We start from the raw sequence: 17,686 nt of genomic DNA on the forward strand, positions 1-17,686 counted from the left end.
TTTTATACCTTTGCGCTTCCTAAAAATGAGATCATGTATCACAAGAATATAAAACTTTTTTTAGCTGCCGCGATCATCGCATTTGCAGTGTACCAATTTATTGAAGGGAATATAGGAAACGGGATTGCTCTCATTCCGCTTGCGGGAATTTTTGTCTTTTTATACTTCAAAAATGAAATGATTCTTTTGGCTTTTATGCGTTTGAGAAAGCAAGATTTTGAAGGTGCAAAAAAATGGTTGGATAAAATTAAAGATCCTGAAGCTGCTTTAACTACCAAACAACAAGGTTACTATTACTATTTACACGGTCTTATGTTTTCTCAAAAAAATATGACCAAAGCTGAAAAGTATTTTAAGAAAGCCATTAAATTAGGACTTTCTATGAGTCAAGATTTAGCGATGGCCAAACTAAACTTAGCGGGTATTGCTATGTCTAAAAGAAGAAAACGAGAAGCACAAATGCTGTTGAAGGAGGCTAAAAAAGCAGATAAGCATGATATGCTTGCTGATCAAATCAAAATGATGAAACAGCAAATGAAAAAAATATAAATTTCTTACTAAAAATACACACTTAAATCATTTATTTAACAAAAAATCTCGGCTTTGTCGGGATTTTTTGTATCTTCAAGTGAATCTTAACAGAATAAGTGTGAAATTATTTCTACAAATTCTATGTATTGGCTTATTTAGTGTATCTGTTGCAGCTCAAACACAGGAAAGAAAGGTATTTTTTTCTGAAGCTGTAGGGATTCATGTGCCCAAATATAAAAAGAAGGCACAAAAGGCCTACCGAGAAAGGAATACAGAATACGCAGAGTTCTTGTTCGATTCTATTGTAAAAAATCATCTCGCAGGTACTTATATTGATAATTTTAATATCAATTGTATCAAAAAAAGCAGGAAATGCTTCAATGATTTTAAAAAACCAATTTACTTAACCACATATGCTTCATGGTGTGTTCCGGGGAAAGGCGAAATACCTGCACTCAATGAACTGGCAAAAAAATACAAAGATAAAATTGATTTTATTGTTCTTTTTTGGGATCAGAAAAAAAAGGTAAAAGAGGTTATCTCCGATTATAAACGATTTATCGATATTGTATATGTAGATGAATTAGAAAATAAAGATGCCTATATCGTAAAGACAATGAAGCATTCTTTGGGTTTTCCTACCACCTTTTTTATAGGCTCTGATAAGAAAATAATTCATATTGATCGTACGGCAAAACTTCCATATACAGATCCTTTCGAAAATTCTTACAATCTTAATTTCAACAGTTTATCTTCGGGAGTTTCAGAGATCTTGGCTCACGAGGAAGAGCTTCTGGCAAATACTCCGTTTACTTTAGATTGAGAACTCTAGACAGTTTAGCAGTGTGTTGGTAATATCTTTGTTTGTCATTTAGAACGCAGCTTGTGGAGTAAAAAATCTTTATTCCGAAAAAAGAATTTCTCCTACGGGAAAATAAAAGCTTATTATAATTTTAATACTTTTTTAAACTACAGTCCAATTCTATAATAAAGGAGCCCAAAGTCTACAAAAAGATTCTTTTAAACGCATCCTAATTCCTCTTTCCTTCCAAGTATCCATATCTACAGATTCACATTCTTCTATATCCTTTTCATATATAGAAATCATCTTTTGGCTAATTTCTGCATTATAAATTAAAGCATTTACCTCAAAATTAATTTCAAAACTTCGATAATCCATATTAGAAGTTCCCACAGTAGTAAACTCTCCATCAACCACCATAGATTTGGCGTGAATCATTCCCTTACAATAATGATACACTTTAATATCTGATTCTAAAATATCTAATATGTACGAGTTTGTCGCATATTTTGCCGCCCAAGAATCTCCTTTTTTGGGAATCAAAAGTTTTACCTCTACACCTCTCCTACTAGCAGTTTTTAAAGCGGTTAAAATTTGATCATTAGGTATAAAATACGGAGTGGTAATATGAATACTTTTATTGGCAGAATTTATTGCGGTAAATATTGCCTCCATAATGTGTGGCCAATTAGAATCTGGTCCACTAGCTGCAATCTGCACTGCTACTTCTCCTGAGTTTTCCATCTTCGGAAAAAAGCGATCGATGATTTTTATTTCTTGGTTGGAAACAAAATTCCAATTCAGTAAAAAATGCGATTGTAAAGACTTTATCGCATTACCCTCTATGCGAAGGTGCGTATCTCTCCAATATCCCTTTTTACAAGGGTTTACGTAATCATCAGAAATATTAACTCCGCCCACGTAACCTAAAGTGCCATCGATAATCGCAATTTTTCGATGATCTCTATAATTTAATTTTCGAGTTAAATTAGGAAACCAAACCGGCATAAAGGGAAAAATCTCAATTCCAGCAGATTGCATTCGCTTTACTTGTTTTCCGTTAAGAATACTTCCTACATAATCATAAATTACTCTTACCCTAATGCCTTCTTGAGCCTTTTTACATAAAATTTTTATCAATTGAAGCCCAATACTATCTGAATTAAAAATATAATACTCCAGATGAATATGGTCTTTGGCTTGTTTTAAATCGTTAAAAAGAGATTCAAATTTTTTCTCTCCATTGAGAAGTATTTTTACATCATTTCCAAAAGTGAGCGGTTTCTTTTGGTTATTTTGAAGAAGTTTGACAATATTCACATGGCTATTTAAAAAACTATCTTCATATTTTTCTAGTTTTTGCTCTCCTAGTAAAAGCTTCTTTTCCCATCTCTTTACTCTTTTATCGTTAAACACTTTGCGACGTTTAAACATCTTATCTTTTCTATATTCTTGTCCGAAGAAAAAATAAATCAGTAAACCTACAAAAGGGAGTACGATAAGCGATAAAATATAGGATACCGTGGTGATGGGATTTCTATTATTTAAAATAATAAAAAACGCCGTACCAATTGCTATCACATAATTGAGGATAAGCAGACTAAAAAAAACATGATTCTGAATAAACTCTAGCATCTAAGGCTTATAAGTATACGTGCCCTTTTCTGGAATCTCAATTTGATATGCCTTCCTAGATGCATTATTAAGATGAGCTTCTCTTAACCAAGGATTATGAATTTTTAAAATTTTATAATTGATTCCAAATTCTTTCGCAAACTTACCAAAATCGCTTACCGCAGTATCCACTTTTACCTGATTTACCTGAATGGGTTCATACAAATCATCTTCCGTAAAGTTAAATCCATAATTTCCTGGATCACTCAATATTGTTTTCAAGGCTAAAATTCTAAAAACATATCTTCCAGTTTCGCTGTTTAAAAGTAGATCGTAGTAATCGTGCACATATTGGCGATCTTGTTGACGCGTAATCCCATAGTTACCAGCATTATAAGCCGCAGCTGCCAAAGTCCAACTTCCAAACTTAGCTTTAGACTCTAATAAATATTTACAAGCGGCTTCTGTAGATTTTTGAATATGGTAGCGTTCATCTACGTTTTCATTTACTTCTAAGCCGTGTTCTTTCGCAGTAGATTTCATAATCTGCCAAAATCCGGTTGCGCCTGCTGGAGAAACAATTTGTGTAAGTCCGCTTTCTGCTACTGCTAAATATTTAAAATCATCTGGAATACCGTGTTTCTTTAAAATTGGCTCTATGATAGGAAAGTACTTTTCTGCCCTTTTAATTAAAAGCAAACCGTTAGATTGCCAGTAGGTATTTACCAACAATTCTCTATCCATACGTTCTTTAATATCTGGGTTTTCTGTTGGCACTTTTTCACCTGCAAAATTCAAATTCTCAGGAATAGCTAAAGCATAGATGTTATAATCTTTTACTGCCTTTTCAGGATCTTTTTGTTGTAAGATGTACTCTTGGGGAGCAGGAAGTTGTGTAAAAGAACTTATGGCTTGCACTCCTACTCCTGCAACGGTAACCGCGCCTATAATGGTAACTATATTTTTTATTGCTTTCATTGCGTATTTTTATATGCTCTTGGAAGATTCTCAACTGCTATTTTACCAAATTTTAGTTCAAATTTTCCTTTATGATTATTTTTTTACAGTCTAACTTTATTTCGGTTTTACCGACTCTTTTTCTACTTTCTTCTTCTTCATTTTACCTTCCAAAATAAGTTCGGGTAAATGCTCATTAAACCACCTAAATCTATCTACCACCATAATGTGAGTTCCATTTTTAATCGTGATACAATCTTTTATATTCTTATGCGGAAAAATGATATCCTTATCTCCGTGAATATGAATCACATTAGGCAAAGTATCTTCTTGATCCCAAAACAACATTTGCTCTAAAGCCCAATCTATATAAGTTTGGTCACTTACAGATAAATATTGCTGGTACAATTGTGCTCTTTTGGTTAAATAATTTCCTACCGGCAATTTTTCTAAACCTTCTATCTTATCCACTAAACTTGTAGGTAAAATTTTGTAAAGTGCTGTTTTCTTAGCAAAACGCATAGATGTTGGCAATTCAAATTTATTCTTTACCGTAGAAATTAAAATTAATCGCTTTACGCGGATTTGCTTACTCATCTCCTGTACAATAACTCCGCCAAAAGAAACTCCAATCAAAACAGGATTTTCATGATGGACGTCTGCTAACATTCTGGTCGTATACTCTTTTAAACTTTCCTTAAGAATGGGAATCTTCCATTCTAACCAATGCATCTTAAATTGATTTTCGGGTAGTTTTATATGCTCAAATATACTTGGATTCGCCGCCATTCCAGGCATAAAATAAACGTGAATCAACTTATCTTGGTTCATCTTTTAACACGGGTTTACACTAAAACGATAAAAATATAGAGTAAATTTACAGGTAAAAATATTTGATAAATTCGGTTTTACCACAAATAAAAGGTTAAAACTAAATCAATTTTATTTTTACTTCACCCCATTTCAATATAGAACCTAATTTACCTATTATGGAAACCATCGAAGTTAAAGACAATGAATTTTTACGACAGTTTGAAAGCCTCGTGGAAGAAGAGTTAATCACCCTCGAATATTCCAAACAAGAAAGAAAAATTTTCTTATCTAAAATACAGATTTCTGACGAAAAAAGAGAAAACGGTACTCTAGAAAAATTTTTAACGGCCGTTTTTGACCATATAGAAGAAGCGAGCCGCATTCGAGTTGTACCTACCAGTAAAGAGGTGGTTAAGTTTTTTAGAGCCAACAAATCTAAATATTCAGATTTGCTTCCTATTGGAATGAATATTTAAGCCATCACTTTTTCTTTAGCAAACTCAAAACGTACCAATCCATCTTCATCAATTTCCGTTAAGGTAACTTGATACAAGGTATTTACATAAGATGGATCCCAAGGCATTTTTACTTTTACGTAGTTTTCCGTAAAGCCGTGAATATACCCTTCCTTATTTTCACCTTCAAAAAGTACTTCTAAGGTATTTCCTAGCTGACTTTCATAAAATGCCCGACGTTTTTTAGCGGAAAGACCTCGCAACATTTTGCTTCTCTTCTTTCTCACTTTAAGCGGAACAGCATTTTCCATTTCGGCTGCAGGCGTATTATCTCTTTCAGAATAGGTGAAAACGTGCAAGTATGAAATATCGAGCTCGTTTAAGAAGTTATAGGTTTCTAAAAAAAATTCATCTGTTTCTCCCGGAAAGCCAACAATCACGTCTACCCCAATACAAGCATTTGGCATCACGCGCTTAATTTGCGTTACGCGATCTACGTACAAACCGCTCATATAACGACGTTTCATCTTTTTGAGTAATTCATCGCTTCCGCTTTGCAACGGAATATGAAAATGCGGCACAAACGCATTGCTTTGCGCTACAAAATCTATAGTTTCATTTTTTAACAAATTAGGCTCAATAGAAGAAATACGCAATCTTTCAATTCCCTCCACCTCATCTAGAGCTTTTACCAAATCTAAAAATGTATGTTCGTGGCGTTTGTTGCCAAACTCTCCTTTTCCATAATCTCCAATATTTACACCGGTGAGCACAATTTCTTTAATATTTTGCTCAGAGATTTCTTTAGCATTTTGAAGCACATTCTCTAAAGTGTCACTTCTAGAAATACCTCTGGCCAACGGAATAGTACAATAGGTACATTTATAATCACAGCCGTCTTGCACCTTTAAAAAGGCACGCGTACGATCTCCAATACTGTAAGAACCCACATAAAAGTCGGCTTCATCAATTTCACAGGAATGCACTTCTCCCATGTCGTTTTTAGTAAGATCGTTCAGGTAATCGGTGATTTTAAACTTTTCGGTAGCGCCGAGTACTAAATCTACGCCGTCTACATCTGCTAATTCTTCTGGCTTTAATTGGGCATAACATCCAATAGCTACTACAAAGGCATCGGCATTTACTTTTTGAGCTTGCTTTACGATGGTTTTAAAACGCTTATCGGCATTTTCGGTAACGCTACACGTATTGATCACATAAATATCTGCCCTCTCTGTAAATTCTACTTTAGAAAAACCTTCATTTTTAAAAGTTCTGGAAATCGTAGAAGTTTCAGAAAAATTTAATTTACAACCTAAGGTGTAAAAAGCCACTTTTTTATTTTCGTGCATCATAAAGCTCTTTCGTAATCTTTTAGTAATATTGCTTTTAAAGTAAAATCCTAAAATGTAAAGGAAATTTTTCCGCCAAACGGAAAGAGTTCAAACTTCCTTTCAAACATTTATCAAAGGAGTCTTCATCTTTGGTTTACATACCAACTTCTGAATTACTTTAAAAATGCGTGCAAATATACGACCTTAAATTTTTATACTCAAATTGAATAGAATTGCTTGCTTCATAAAAACCAACTATTTAGCCTTATTATTTCTAATGATGCTTTTCACCTCTTGTGAAAATACCTCAACTGCCAAAAAAGACCATTTGGTTTTTAGGTATAATGAGCACGCCAACATTACTTCTCTAGATCCTGTTTTTGCCAAAGACCAGCGTAATATTTGGGCTTGTAACCAACTCTACAATAGTTTAATTCAGTTAGATGACGAACTCAATACGCAACCTGATATTGCTAAATCTTGGGAGGTTTCTAAGGATGCAAAAACCTACACTTTTCATTTAAGAAAAGATGTTTATTTTCATGAACACCAAATTTTCGGAACCAAAAAAACGAGGAAAGTAACTGCTAAAGATGTGGTATATAGTCTTGAGCGCTTAACCGATTCTAAAATTGCTTCTCCCGGAAGTTGGGTTATGCAACAAGTAAAAAACATTTCTGCCAAAAATGACTCCACGCTTGTCGTCGAATTAAATCAAGCATTTCCTGCTTTTTTAGGTTTACTTTCTATGAAATATGCCAGCATTATTCCTACGGAAATGGAAGAACTCGATTTTAGAAAAAATCCTATTGGCACGGGACCTTTTCATTTTAAACGCTGGGAAGCCAATGAAAAATTAGTCTTTAGAAAAAATGATCTTTATTTTGAAAAAGATAAAAATGGCAAGGCGCTTCCTTACCTCGAAGCTGTTGCCATTACTTTTTTACCCGACAAGCAAAGTGAATTTTTACAATTTGCTCAAGGAAAAATAGATTTTCTTAGCGGATTAGATCCTTCCTATAAAGATGAATTATTAAATGCAAAAGGAGAATTACAACCCAAGTATCAACAGCGCATTCAAATGTTACGCGCGCCTTATTTAAACACCGAATATTTAGGGCTCTATCTAGATTACCCTTCTGCGGAGTTAAATTCTCAAAAGTTGCGTCAGGCTATCAATTATGGTTTTGACAGAAATACGATGATCACTTATTTAAGAAACGGAATTGGCACTCCAGCTACTTCAGGATTTATCCCCAAAGGCTTGCCTGGATTTTTAGATTCTACGTATTACGAATACAATCCGCAGAAAGCGAAGGCACTTATCGAGGCATTTAAAAAAGAGACAGGAGAACAACATCCTAAAATAAGCATTAGCACCAATGCTTCATATTTAGATTTGTGCGAATACATTCAGCGGGAGTTACAAAAAGTAGGTTTGCAAGTAGAAATCGATGTGATGCCTCCTTCCACTTTACGTCAACAACGCTCGGCAGGAAAATTAGCTGCTTTTCGTGCCAGTTGGATCGCCGATTACCCCGACGCAGAAAACTACCTTTCCTTATTTTATAGTGAAAATTTTTCTCCGCAAGGTCCTAACTACACTCACTTTTCTTCTGAAACTTACGACGAAATCTACCGCCAAGCTTTAGAATTGGGAAACTTGGAACAAAGGATTCCGCTTTATCAGCAAATGGACTCTATTATGATGACTCAAGCAGCAGTAGTTCCTTTGTATTATGATGAAGTAATTCGGTTTACGCAAAATGATGTGGAAGGTCTAGGAATTAATCCCATCAATTTATTAGATTTAAAACGGGTAAAAAAATTGAAGGAGTGAGAATCCTAAATTTCTCTACGTATCTTTACAAAAAAATTACCTGAAATGAGTCGTCGTATAGAATTGAGAAACGTAAATGTTACGCGCTACATCACGCCTTTACGGGAAGGAGGATCGCTGCCCGCGGTAGCTGATGCCGATGACGGATTTAAATATGTGATTAAATTTAAAGGTGCTGGTCACGGTGTAAAAGCTTTGATTGCCGAATTGATTGGCGGCGAAATTGCAAGAAAATTAGGTTTTAAAGTTCCAGAATTGGTCTATGCACATCTAGACGAAGCTTTTGGAAGAACCGAAGCCGATGAAGAAATTCAGGATTTATTAAAAGGAAGTCAGGGTTTAAATTTAGGCTTACACTTTTTAACGGGCGCCATCAATTTTGATCCTGTAGTCACTACAGTAGATGCCCAACTAGCCTCAGAGATTGTATGGCTAGATGCATTTATCACTAACATAGATCGTACGTTTAGAAACACCAATATGCTTATTTGGAATAAGGAGGTTTGGCTTATAGATCACGGTGCCGCCTTATATTTTCATCATTCTTGGACCAATTGGGAGAAGAGCGCTCAAAGCGTTTTTCCTTATATTAAAGATCACGTTTTATTGCCTCAAGCCAGTCTTTTAGCCGAAGCAGATCATAAATTAAAGCAATTACTGAGTCCAGATGTATTGCAGAAGATTGTCAACCTAATCCCTAAAGAATGGTTAACTTGGGAAGGTACTCCAGAAACCTCAGAAGAGATTAGGAACGTTTACTATAAGTTTTTAACGACCCGCTTAACCTATTCTAATTTATTTTTAAAAGAAGCACAGCATGCAAGGGAAACACTTATATGAATATACCATCGTTAGGATTGTACCCAAAGTAGAACGTGAGGAGTTCTTTAATGTTGGGATTATCTTATATGCTAAACAAAGCAAGTTTATTGATATGCGCTATCATTTAAATCCTCAAAAACTAAACGCATTTTGTCCTGATCTAGATCTAGAGCAAATCAAAAAAAACTTAGAAGCTTTTAGAGCGATAAGTTTAGGTCAAAAAGAGGCTGGTCGTATTGCCGAAATGGATATGGCTTCGCGTTTTAGATGGCTTACCGCGACTCGTAGCTCTGTGATACAAACCTCCAAAACACATCCTGGCTTTAGCGATTCTCTCCCCGAAACGGTGCAATGTCTTTTCAACGAATTGGTATTATAACATCAGTATTTTTTGCGTTAGGGATTGCAATGGAAATCCTTTTTCTTTCTTTTTGAAAGAAAAAGATTGTAGTGTAAAGCCCGACCCGCTAGGGTAACGCCCATATAAAAAAACTATCTTTTAATTCCCATTTTGTTGATCCAGCGCACATAATCTTGGCGGTTATTATTGTGCTGCCTTAACGTCTTGGCGAACTTATGATAACCAGGATTTTCTGGATTTGCCACAAAATAAAAGTAATCGTGGTTTTCGTTTTGCAGCACCGCATCGATGGATGAAATATCTGGCATCGCAATAGGCCCAGGCGGTAACTCTCTGTTTCTATAGGTGTTATAAGGGGATTCTATCTCTAAATCTTTGTATAAAACACGTTTAATTACGGTATCAAAATCATTGTTTGCTTTTTTAACAGCATAGATTACCGTTGGGTCAGCGTCTAATTTCCAACCATTTTTGTGTCGGTTCATATAAACTCCCGCCACTCTTTTTCTTTCATCTACTTTGGCAGTTTCCTTTTGCACAATAGAAGCGACTACGCTTACTTCCTTAGGATTCAGATTTATTTTTTTGGCTTGCTCTAAACGAGAAGTATTCCAAAAGCGATGATATTCTTTAAGCATTCTTGCTCTAAACGCTTCTGCGGAAGTGTTCCAATACAATTCATATTGGTTGGGAATGTACATAGAAAGTGCAGTCTCTGCCGAAAAATCGTTTTCCTTTAAAAAAGTAGCATCTTGCATTACGGTGAGTAAACTTAGACTGTCGGGTTCTATTTGTTGCGCCACTCTTCCTGCCAAATTCTCTAAGCGCTCTTGGTTATTAAAAATCACAGAAACCGGTTCATTTTTACTTCTAAGCGTATTGATGATCTCATTATTATTCATTCCTTTTTTAAGAATAAATCTTCCTGCTTTTAAATGAGAAACATATCCTTTTCGCTTTGCCACCTGATCAAAATCACTTAAATCTTTTACCAAAGGTTTTAATTCTTCTAAAACGTCTTGGTAAGAATCCTCACTAGACACATATACTGAGGCTTCTTGCTCAGAAAATTGAGTATTGGGAGAAAAGATGGTGTTATAAATAAAATAACTAAAAATAGCGATCACTACCACTCCTAAAATAACGATTATTACTAATATTTTTTTAATATACATGCTTAATTAATTGGTATAAGATTTCATTTTTATAGGTGCCATCTACAAGCATCCAATCTTTTTTTGTTCCTACTTGCACAAATTCAGCTTTTTTAAAAAGCTTCCTACTTGGCATATTATCCTCTGGAATATTGGCGTAAAGTTGGTGTAATTTTAGATGAGTAATCGCATAATTCGTCAGCAATTTTAAACTTTCTAAAGCAAAACCTTTTTGTCTCATTTTAGACGAGGCAATTACAATGCCTACTCCTGCTCTGCGATGAGCAGGATCAAAATCAAAAATATCTATAAACCCCAAAGGTTTTTGAGTTTCTTGAGAAATAATAGCCAAACGTAATTGCTTGGTTTCATAAATATCTAAATGGCTACTTTCTAAATACTTTCTAAGTATAAATTTAGAGAAAGGAACTTGCGTTTCGCTTACTTTCCACAAACTTTCATCATTTTCTACTTCTTCCAAAAAAAGCAAATCTTCTGGCTCTAAAGCTCTTAAATATACTAATTTTCCTTTTAATGTTAACATAGAATACTGCCTTCAAAAACAAATTGAGCCGGCCCCGTAAGCCATACATTTTTATAATTTCCATTCTCTTCGTCAAAGCTAACGGAAAGACTTCCGCCTTGAGCGACGATGGCAACTTTATCATTTTGAATTAGTTTTGCTTTGTGCGCAGCGATCGCCACGGCAGTTACGCCTGTTCCACAAGACAAAGTTTCATCTTCCACGCCTCTTTCGTAAGTTCTCACTTGCAAATAATCCTCTTGAGGGCTTACGAAATTTACATTCACACCTTCTTTTTTATAGTCTTCGCTGTAACGGATTTTTGCTCCGGTTTCTTTAATATTCAGCTGATCTACATTTTCCATAAAACTCACATGATGAGGAGAGCCCGTATCTAAAAAATAAGCATCATTTACTTTCTCCACCTTCAAAACATCTTGCATTTGCAAGCTTACCAAATGCTCTTCAATACGAGCAGAATGTTTCCCATCTATCGCCGTAAAAGTGGCTTTTTCTTTAATGACACCTAAGAACTGAGCAAATTTCACGAGACATCTTCCGCCATTTCCACACATGGTGCTTTCATTTCCGTCAGAATTAAAATATACCATTTTAAAATCATCCTCAGGATCTTCAGAAGCTTCTAGAAGTATGAGTCCGTCTGCTCCAATACCAAATTTACGGTCACACAAAAAAGCGATGCGTTTGGTATCATTTTTGAAACTATGATCCCGATTATCAATCATGATAAAATCATTTCCGGTTCCTTGGTATTTATAAAATTTTAATGTCATTTCTTCGTTTAGTAAAATGCAAAGATACAATTTCCTAGCATAGAAAAAGACGTTAAAGTGACGTTAACCAAAGAAGGAATAGAAATTGATTTAGTTAATTTTAATATTTAAAAAGCGAAACGATTATGAAAAAAATATGGACGCTAGTCATAGTATCAGTTCTAGGTGGAGCGATTACTTTGGGCGCTTACAAAATGTTTTTGGAAGAAGATGGCGTACAAATTACCACCTCTTCTCAAGAAAAAACCTCCCCTATTAACTATGTTTCTAATTCTAATTACAGCAAAAACTTTAGCAGTAAAGATGCCGATTTTACAAAGGCTGCTGAAGAAACGGTGCATGCAGTAGTCCACGTAAAAAATGTAGCCATAGGAAGAAGTCCTGGCAGCATTGCTGAATATATGGAATATATGCGAAGCGGAAAAAGAAGCAGCCCTACTCAGCGTGCGATTCAGGGAGCAGGCTCTGGAGTAATTATTACGGAAGACGGATATATTGTAACTAACAACCATGTAATTAAAGGCGCTTCAGAAATTGAAGTCACCTTAAATAATAACCTTACGTACAAAGCAAAAATTATTGGAACCGATGAACGCGCCGATATTGCGTTGATAAAAATAAACGCAGACCAATTGGATTATCTTCCTTTTGGGGATAGCGATCAAATAAAATTAGGAGAGTGGGTTTTGGCCGTAGGAAATCCTTTTAATCTTACTTCTACTGTAACTGCTGGAATCGTGAGCGCGAAAGGTCGTGATTTGAGCAGAGGAGATCAACGTATGCAATCTTTTATACAAACCGATGCTGCGATAAATCCTGGAAATAGTGGCGGAGCTTTGGTAAATATTAATGGTGAACTTATTGGAATAAATACAGCCATCACCTCACAAACGGGTAGTTATATTGGTTATGGTTTTGCCGTTCCCAGCAATAATGCTAGAAAAATAATAGAGGATATTTTAGAGTACGGAGACGTTCAGCAAGCTATTTTAGGAATTACAGGCGGTACTTTGAATCCTGAAGCTGCCAAGCAATACAAACTTTCTATTTCTCAAGGAGTTTATATTAATTCTACAGAAGACGGCGCGAAAAAAGCGGGACTAAAAGAAGGAGATCTTATTACTAATATAGACGGTATTAGAATTAGAAAATTAGAAGATTTAACTTCTTACATTCAAACTAAACGGCCTAATGACGAAGTGCAAATCAATTATTTACGCAACGGAAGCGAAAAAATCACCAAAGTAAAACTTACCAAATTTGAAACCTTTGTCATTGAAGCGGCGGGAATAGAAATTACCAATGCGGGAGAATCTTTCTTAAGTCAATTTAATTCTACTGGTGGGGTGAAAATTTACCGACCATTATCTGATCAAATTGATATTGCAGTAAACGAATTTATCATTACCAAAGTTAACGATCAAAAGGTAAGCGATGTAGAAGACGTTAAAGAAATTCTCAAAAACATTCCGCAAAATCAAGTGACTAAACTTACATTTATGAACAAACGAGGGCAAGAAGAAAGCTATATTTTTAGGTAGAAATCTTATCAGAAAAAATTTTTAAAATCCTCTCTTACAAATACGTGAGAGGATTTTTGCTTTTTAGCCTATGAATATGGTTTAAATAATTATTTTTGCACGACCTTAAATCTTAACACAACATAAAATGAGTCAAAACGAGAAATACGAAAAGGAACTTGCTTTTCAAGCAGATAGAAGGAAAGCTACGGTAGAATTTATTAAAACCGTAAATGATTTATGGTATGATAAAGCGATAGAGCTTGTTCTTTTCAAAAATCAATTGATTGATAAAAGCGTTAGCGAAATTCTAAACCTGCACGAATATGCAGGAGAATTTGTAGAAAAACCAGTTTCGATATTTGACTCGGTTGAAATTGCTGAGGCTATTAAAACCATTGACCTTCCGCCAGCAAAATTGGATATCGGAAAACTAACTTATGAGTACCAAAAAGAAGCAGACAAATACAACAATGCGACTGCTTTTGTAAACGGGAAATTGGGAGAAGCCAAAAACTACGAAGATATAGAACCAAAAGATGTAGTTTTATATGGTTTTGGTAGAATTGGAAGGCTATTGGCTCGGGAACTCATGTCTAAAATGGGCAAAGGAAGTCAGCTTCGTTTAAGAGCTATCGTTCTAAGAGGAAAAATCGACGAAACTGTTTTAGAAAAAAGAGCATCTCTCTTACGAAGTGATTCGGTTCACGGAGATTTTTTAGGAACCGTTTCTTATTCCGTAGAAAAAAGTGCTTTAATTATTAATGGGACTACGGTTCATATTATTTCTGCCAACCAGCCCGAAGATATTGATTATACAGAGTATGGCATCAACGATGCTTTAGTGATTGATAATACAGGTGCTTTTAGAGATGATGAAGCTTTAAAAAGACACTTAACCAAAGGAGCTAGCAAGGTTTTACTAACTGCTCCAGGAAAAGGAGTTCCTAATATCGTACACGGCGTTAATCACAAAGAGCACAATCCAGATGAGGTTTCTATCTTCTCTGCCGCTTCTTGTACCACCAATGCGATTACGCCAGTTTTAAAAGCCATTGAAGATTCTTTAGGAGTAGAGCACGGTCATTTAGAAACCATACACGCTTACACCAACGATCAAAACTTGGTAGACAATATGCACAATAAATACAGACGAGGTCGTGCAGCCGCATTAAATATGGTAATTACAGAGACGGGTGCAGGAAAAGCAGTTGCCAAAGCACTACCTGTATTAGAAGGGAAATTAACCTCTAATGCTATTCGTGTTCCAGTTCCTAACGGTTCTTTAGCTATTTTAAACTTAAACATTAAAAAAGCGGTTACTTTAGACAAGTTAAACGACATCTTAAAGAAATATGCTTTGGAGGGAGATTTAGTAGAGCAAATTAAATATTCTATAGATAACGAATTGGTTTCTTCAGATATTGTGGGTTGTTCGGCGCCATCAATTTATGACAGTAATGCTACAATCGTGACCGAAGATGGTAAAAACATTATCTTATACATTTGGTACGATAACGAATACGGTTATAGCCACCAAGTTATTAGGTTGGCAAAATATATTGCCAAAGTAAGAAGATTCACTTATTATTAATAGACATATAACGTACTAGAACCTACTGTTTTCGCAGTAGGTTTTTTTATTAGAAAAAAGAAAGCATAAATTAGTATCTTTGCCGCTTTAAAATTGAACTCAACTTATATACAATAAGTAATAATTTTAAGACGTTGTGCTTACAAACTATAAAATACCTGAAATGAAAAAATCGTTTTTTAGCTTCTTTCTTGTTCTATTTCTTTGCGGAAGTGTTTTCGCTCAAGAAGAAGATTCACAAGAAAAAGATAACTCCATAAACGCACAGTTTACAGAGATGATTGAGGACGCCAACAACTATCAAGAATATAAAGTTGTTAAGCAGTTTAAACTTAATCAGCTTCAAAAAAACACCGTACAAGAACTTGAAGGTTTAAATAAAACCATTAAAGCTTCCAGTGATACGATTCAAAACCAAAGAAAAGAAATCGCTAAGCTTCAGCAGAAGTTAGACGAAACTAATGAAGATTTGGCTAACATTACACAAGAAAAAGATGACATTCAATTTTTGGGAGTTGCCACCAATAAAGGAACCTACCAAACTACCATGTGGGTGATTATTTTAACTCTTGTGCTTATTCTTTTGTTCTTTATCTATAAATTTAAGAATAGTAATGTACTTACTAAAGAAGCAAGAAAAAACTTAGCAGAAAATGAAGCTGATTTTGAGGAATTTCGTAAAATGTCGCTGGAAAAACAACAGAAACTAGGAAGAATGCTTCAAGACGAGAAAAATAAACAAGCTAATAAAAGCTAAAAACAGGTCTTAAGCATGCGAATAGATATCATCACGGTTGTCCCAGATATTCTTAAAAGTCCTTTTGAAGCTTCTATCTTAAAAAGAGCTATAGAAAAAGGTTTGGTAGAAGTGCATTTGCATAATTTAAGAGATTATGTAACCGATAATTACAAGCAAATTGATGATTATCAATTTGGTGGAGGTGCAGGTATGGTGATGATGGTAGAACCTATTGATAAATGCATTTCTCATTTAAAATCGCAACGCGATTACGATGAGGTCATTTATATGACTCCAGATGGAGAAACGCTCAACCAAAGTATAGCCAATCAACTTTCTTTAAAAGGAAATATTATTTTGCTTTGCGGACATTATAAGGGAGTAGACCAACGCGTGCGTGATCACTTTATTACCAAAGAAATTTCAGTAGGCGATTATGTACTAAGTGGCGGAGAGTTGGGGGCTGCCATAGTTTGTGATGCGGTGATTCGATTAATTCCAGGTGTGTTAGGGAACGAAACCTCTGCCTTAACAGATTCTTTTCAGGATGATTTGTTGGCACCACCTATTTATACTAGACCTGCCGAGTACAAAGGCTGGAGAGTTCCAGAAGTGCTAACTAGTGGTAATTTTGGGAAAATTGAAGCTTGGAGAGAAGAACAAGCCTACCAAAGAACACAAGAGAAAAGACCCGATTTATTAAAAGATTAAATAGATAAGCTTGTTGAATTAAAAATAAATATTATTTTTGCACTCGCTTCTAGATCAACCTCTGGCGATAATCGCGAATGTTGTTTTAGTTTTACTTAAATACTATAAAAAATTATGGAATCGTTAATCCAATTTGTACAAGACGAATTCGTTACTAAGAAAGAATTCCCAAAATTTGCAGCAGGAGATACTATTACAGTATACTATGAAATTGCAGAGGGACAAAAAACGCGTACGCAGTTTTTTAGAGGAGTGGTTATTCAAAAGAAAGGAACAGGAACAGCACAAACGTTTACAATTCGTAAAATGAGTGGAACTGTTGGTGTAGAACGTATTTTCCCAATGAATTTACCTGCTCTTCAAAAAGTAGAAATTAATAAAAGAGGTAAAGTTCGTAGAGCTAGAATTTACTACTTTAGAGAACTTACTGGTAAAAAAGCAAGAATTAAAGAGCGTCGCTTAAAGAAGTAACCTCCAATTCTAATCATTAAAAAGTCTTCCTCTACGGAAGACTTTTTTATTAACAATTCATCGTGTCCAACTTAGATGTTCGATCGCTCCGCTTTTAGATTATAGAAGCTAGACTTAACTGGAACCACCTAGAAAACTATAATTTAATTTTTAAATAATAGTTACTTTCAGAATGATTAGCCTAGCCTAAAAAAAGAACTGCGTATCCGTTTAGTCTCCAATATAATCAAATAATAGTTCTAATGTTGTATCGAGCGGAGTCGAGACGCTTTTGTTTAACTTTTCAACTCCCCGCCAGAATGAATTCTTTCAGGCTGGCGCTCAAGGTGACAAAAACTACTTTGAGAAATGAAAGCGGATAAATAAAAAAAGGAATGTATAATTATTTAACTACTTTCTCTTTCACTTCCATCACTACTGCTAAAATAGCAAAGTAATGTCGCATGAAAACTCGTTCATTCTCCTCCCGAAGTTTCGGGAATATTTTCCCACCCGTGCCAGTCGGACGGGTTGCTCATACATTCCCTAGCTTAGACTATTCGGACAAATCGCAGTGTCCTATAACGAAAAAACAACTTAGCTTTATTTACGAAATTTAAAAACTAATTTAGCATATGCTGTTTGCCATTTTTAAAGCTTTAACAGACTAAT

Annotated in this window: 18 protein-coding genes; 11 read left to right on the plus strand and 7 right to left on the minus strand. The window is 35.0% G+C overall.

Annotated elements, in window-relative coordinates; translation table 11 throughout:
• Positions 1-33: 33 nt before the first annotated feature.
• Positions 34-549, plus strand: coding sequence for a tetratricopeptide repeat protein (locus RLT85_RS01135; RefSeq protein WP_311400204.1), 516 nt, complete (start codon positions 34-36; stop codon positions 547-549).
• A 100-nt stretch (positions 550-649) separates the two neighbouring features.
• A complete protein-coding gene (locus RLT85_RS01140) occupies positions 650-1,354 on the plus strand; it encodes a TlpA family protein disulfide reductase (protein ID WP_311400205.1) in 705 nt (234 codons plus the stop codon).
• 159 nt (positions 1,355-1,513) lie between these two features.
• Here RLT85_RS01140 and cls read toward each other — a convergent pair whose 3' ends face one another.
• The 3 genes from cls to RLT85_RS01155 form a co-directional block, all read right to left on the minus strand.
• Positions 1,514-2,968 (minus strand): cardiolipin synthase, encoded by a 1,455-nt coding sequence (gene cls, locus RLT85_RS01145; protein WP_311400206.1) that lies wholly within the window; start codon positions 2,966-2,968, stop codon positions 1,514-1,516.
• On the minus strand, positions 2,969-3,925 hold the full coding sequence (locus tag RLT85_RS01150) for a lytic transglycosylase domain-containing protein (protein WP_311400207.1): 957 nt from the start codon (positions 3,923-3,925) through the stop codon (positions 2,969-2,971). It lies immediately after the preceding gene.
• A gap of 96 nt (positions 3,926-4,021) precedes the next feature.
• Entirely contained in the window at positions 4,022-4,735 is a 714-nt protein-coding gene (locus RLT85_RS01155) for an alpha/beta hydrolase (protein ID WP_311400209.1), read from the minus strand.
• 158 nt (positions 4,736-4,893) lie between these two features.
• On the opposite strand from RLT85_RS01155, the gene RLT85_RS01160 reads away from it, so the two are divergent.
• A complete protein-coding gene (locus tag RLT85_RS01160; protein WP_311400210.1) occupies positions 4,894-5,193 on the plus strand; it encodes a GNAT family protein in 300 nt (99 codons plus the stop codon).
• Here the strand turns inward: RLT85_RS01160 and mtaB are convergent.
• Positions 5,190-6,524, minus strand: a complete 1,335-nt coding sequence (gene mtaB, locus RLT85_RS01165) for a tRNA (N(6)-L-threonylcarbamoyladenosine(37)-C(2))-methylthiotransferase MtaB (RefSeq protein ID WP_311400383.1) — start codon at positions 6,522-6,524, stop codon at positions 5,190-5,192. The two genes, RLT85_RS01160 and mtaB, sit on opposite strands and share 4 nt — an antisense overlap.
• A 259-nt stretch (positions 6,525-6,783) precedes the next feature.
• Between mtaB and RLT85_RS01170 the strand changes: the two genes are divergently transcribed.
• From RLT85_RS01170 to RLT85_RS01180, 3 genes are read left to right on the plus strand one after another with little or no spacing between them, the layout of a single operon-like run.
• Positions 6,784-8,346 carry an ABC transporter substrate-binding protein gene (locus RLT85_RS01170; protein WP_311400384.1) on the plus strand — a complete coding sequence of 521 codons (1,563 nt, stop codon included), beginning with the start codon at positions 6,784-6,786 and terminating at the stop codon, positions 8,344-8,346.
• Between the two features lie 45 nt (positions 8,347-8,391).
• Positions 8,392-9,186 carry a HipA family kinase gene (locus RLT85_RS01175; protein ID WP_311400211.1) on the plus strand — a complete coding sequence of 265 codons (795 nt, stop codon included), beginning with the start codon at positions 8,392-8,394 and terminating at the stop codon, positions 9,184-9,186.
• Positions 9,164-9,547 carry a DUF3037 domain-containing protein gene (locus RLT85_RS01180; RefSeq protein ID WP_311400212.1) on the plus strand — a complete coding sequence of 128 codons (384 nt, stop codon included), beginning with the start codon at positions 9,164-9,166 and terminating at the stop codon, positions 9,545-9,547. Before RLT85_RS01175 ends, RLT85_RS01180 begins: the two co-directional genes overlap by 23 nt.
• 113 nt (positions 9,548-9,660) lie before the next feature.
• On the opposite strand, the gene mltG is transcribed toward RLT85_RS01180, so the two are convergent.
• Genes mltG through dapF form a run of 3 tightly spaced genes read right to left on the minus strand, consistent with a single transcriptional unit; the run spans position 9,661 to position 12,000 of the window.
• Positions 9,661-10,704, minus strand: a complete 1,044-nt coding sequence (gene mltG, locus RLT85_RS01185) for an endolytic transglycosylase MltG (protein WP_311400213.1) — start codon at positions 10,702-10,704, stop codon at positions 9,661-9,663.
• Positions 10,694-11,227, minus strand: a complete 534-nt coding sequence (locus RLT85_RS01190) for a GNAT family N-acetyltransferase (RefSeq protein WP_311400214.1) — start codon at positions 11,225-11,227, stop codon at positions 10,694-10,696. The genes mltG and RLT85_RS01190 overlap by 11 nt, the downstream gene beginning before the upstream one ends.
• Positions 11,221-12,000, minus strand: a complete 780-nt coding sequence (gene dapF / locus RLT85_RS01195; RefSeq protein WP_311400215.1) for a diaminopimelate epimerase — start codon at positions 11,998-12,000, stop codon at positions 11,221-11,223. The genes RLT85_RS01190 and dapF overlap by 7 nt, the downstream gene beginning before the upstream one ends.
• A 125-nt stretch (positions 12,001-12,125) precedes the next feature.
• On the opposite strand from dapF, the gene RLT85_RS01200 reads away from it, so the two are divergent.
• From RLT85_RS01200 to rplS, 5 genes are all read left to right on the plus strand, one after another.
• Positions 12,126-13,541: a trypsin-like peptidase domain-containing protein gene (locus tag RLT85_RS01200; RefSeq protein ID WP_311400216.1), complete on the plus strand. Its 1,416-nt coding sequence runs from the start codon at positions 12,126-12,128 to the stop codon at positions 13,539-13,541.
• Positions 13,542-13,668: 127 nt separating this feature from the next.
• The gene (locus RLT85_RS01205; RefSeq protein ID WP_311400218.1) at positions 13,669-15,114 is read left to right on the plus strand and encodes a glyceraldehyde-3-phosphate dehydrogenase; all 1,446 of its coding nucleotides are present in this window, start codon (positions 13,669-13,671) and stop codon (positions 15,112-15,114) included.
• A 163-nt stretch (positions 15,115-15,277) separates the two neighbouring features.
• Positions 15,278-15,871 carry a hypothetical protein gene (locus RLT85_RS01210; protein WP_311400219.1) on the plus strand — a complete coding sequence of 198 codons (594 nt, stop codon included), beginning with the start codon at positions 15,278-15,280 and terminating at the stop codon, positions 15,869-15,871.
• Between the two features lie 15 nt (positions 15,872-15,886).
• Complete coding sequence (gene trmD / locus RLT85_RS01215) at positions 15,887-16,564, plus strand: tRNA (guanosine(37)-N1)-methyltransferase TrmD (protein ID WP_311400220.1); 678 nt, start codon at positions 15,887-15,889, stop codon at positions 16,562-16,564.
• A gap of 114 nt (positions 16,565-16,678) precedes the next feature.
• Complete coding sequence (gene rplS, locus RLT85_RS01220; protein ID WP_311400221.1) at positions 16,679-17,035, plus strand: 50S ribosomal protein L19; 357 nt, start codon at positions 16,679-16,681, stop codon at positions 17,033-17,035.
• Positions 17,036-17,686 lie beyond the last annotated feature (651 nt).

Origin of the sequence: Mesonia ostreae, from assembly GCF_031845265.1 — a bacterium.
GTDB classification, from domain to species: domain Bacteria; phylum Bacteroidota; class Bacteroidia; order Flavobacteriales; family Flavobacteriaceae; genus Mesonia; species Mesonia ostreae.

Coding starts and splice junctions, on each gene's coding strand:
- RLT85_RS01135 (WP_311400204.1), top strand. CDS start 34: ATGTATCACAAGAATATAAAACTTTTTTTAGCTGCCGCGATCATCGCA.
- cls (WP_311400206.1), bottom strand. CDS start 2,968: ATGCTAGAGTTTATTCAGAATCATGTTTTTTTTAGTCTGCTTATCCTC.
- RLT85_RS01150 (WP_311400207.1), bottom strand. CDS start 3,925: ATGAAAGCAATAAAAAATATAGTTACCATTATAGGCGCGGTTACCGTT.
- RLT85_RS01155 (WP_311400209.1), bottom strand. CDS start 4,735: ATGAACCAAGATAAGTTGATTCACGTTTATTTTATGCCTGGAATGGCG.
- RLT85_RS01160 (WP_311400210.1), top strand. CDS start 4,894: ATGGAAACCATCGAAGTTAAAGACAATGAATTTTTACGACAGTTTGAA.
- mtaB (WP_311400383.1), bottom strand. CDS start 6,524: ATGCACGAAAATAAAAAAGTGGCTTTTTACACCTTAGGTTGTAAATTA.
- RLT85_RS01170 (WP_311400384.1), top strand. CDS start 6,784: ATGATGCTTTTCACCTCTTGTGAAAATACCTCAACTGCCAAAAAAGAC.
- RLT85_RS01175 (WP_311400211.1), top strand. CDS start 8,392: ATGAGTCGTCGTATAGAATTGAGAAACGTAAATGTTACGCGCTACATC.
- RLT85_RS01180 (WP_311400212.1), top strand. CDS start 9,164: ATGCAAGGGAAACACTTATATGAATATACCATCGTTAGGATTGTACCC.
- mltG (WP_311400213.1), bottom strand. CDS start 10,704: ATGTATATTAAAAAAATATTAGTAATAATCGTTATTTTAGGAGTGGTA.
- RLT85_RS01190 (WP_311400214.1), bottom strand. CDS start 11,227: ATGTTAACATTAAAAGGAAAATTAGTATATTTAAGAGCTTTAGAGCCA.
- dapF (WP_311400215.1), bottom strand. CDS start 12,000: ATGACATTAAAATTTTATAAATACCAAGGAACCGGAAATGATTTTATC.
- RLT85_RS01200 (WP_311400216.1), top strand. CDS start 12,126: ATGAAAAAAATATGGACGCTAGTCATAGTATCAGTTCTAGGTGGAGCG.
- RLT85_RS01205 (WP_311400218.1), top strand. CDS start 13,669: ATGAGTCAAAACGAGAAATACGAAAAGGAACTTGCTTTTCAAGCAGAT.
- RLT85_RS01210 (WP_311400219.1), top strand. CDS start 15,278: ATGAAAAAATCGTTTTTTAGCTTCTTTCTTGTTCTATTTCTTTGCGGA.
- trmD (WP_311400220.1), top strand. CDS start 15,887: ATGCGAATAGATATCATCACGGTTGTCCCAGATATTCTTAAAAGTCCT.
- rplS (WP_311400221.1), top strand. CDS start 16,679: ATGGAATCGTTAATCCAATTTGTACAAGACGAATTCGTTACTAAGAAA.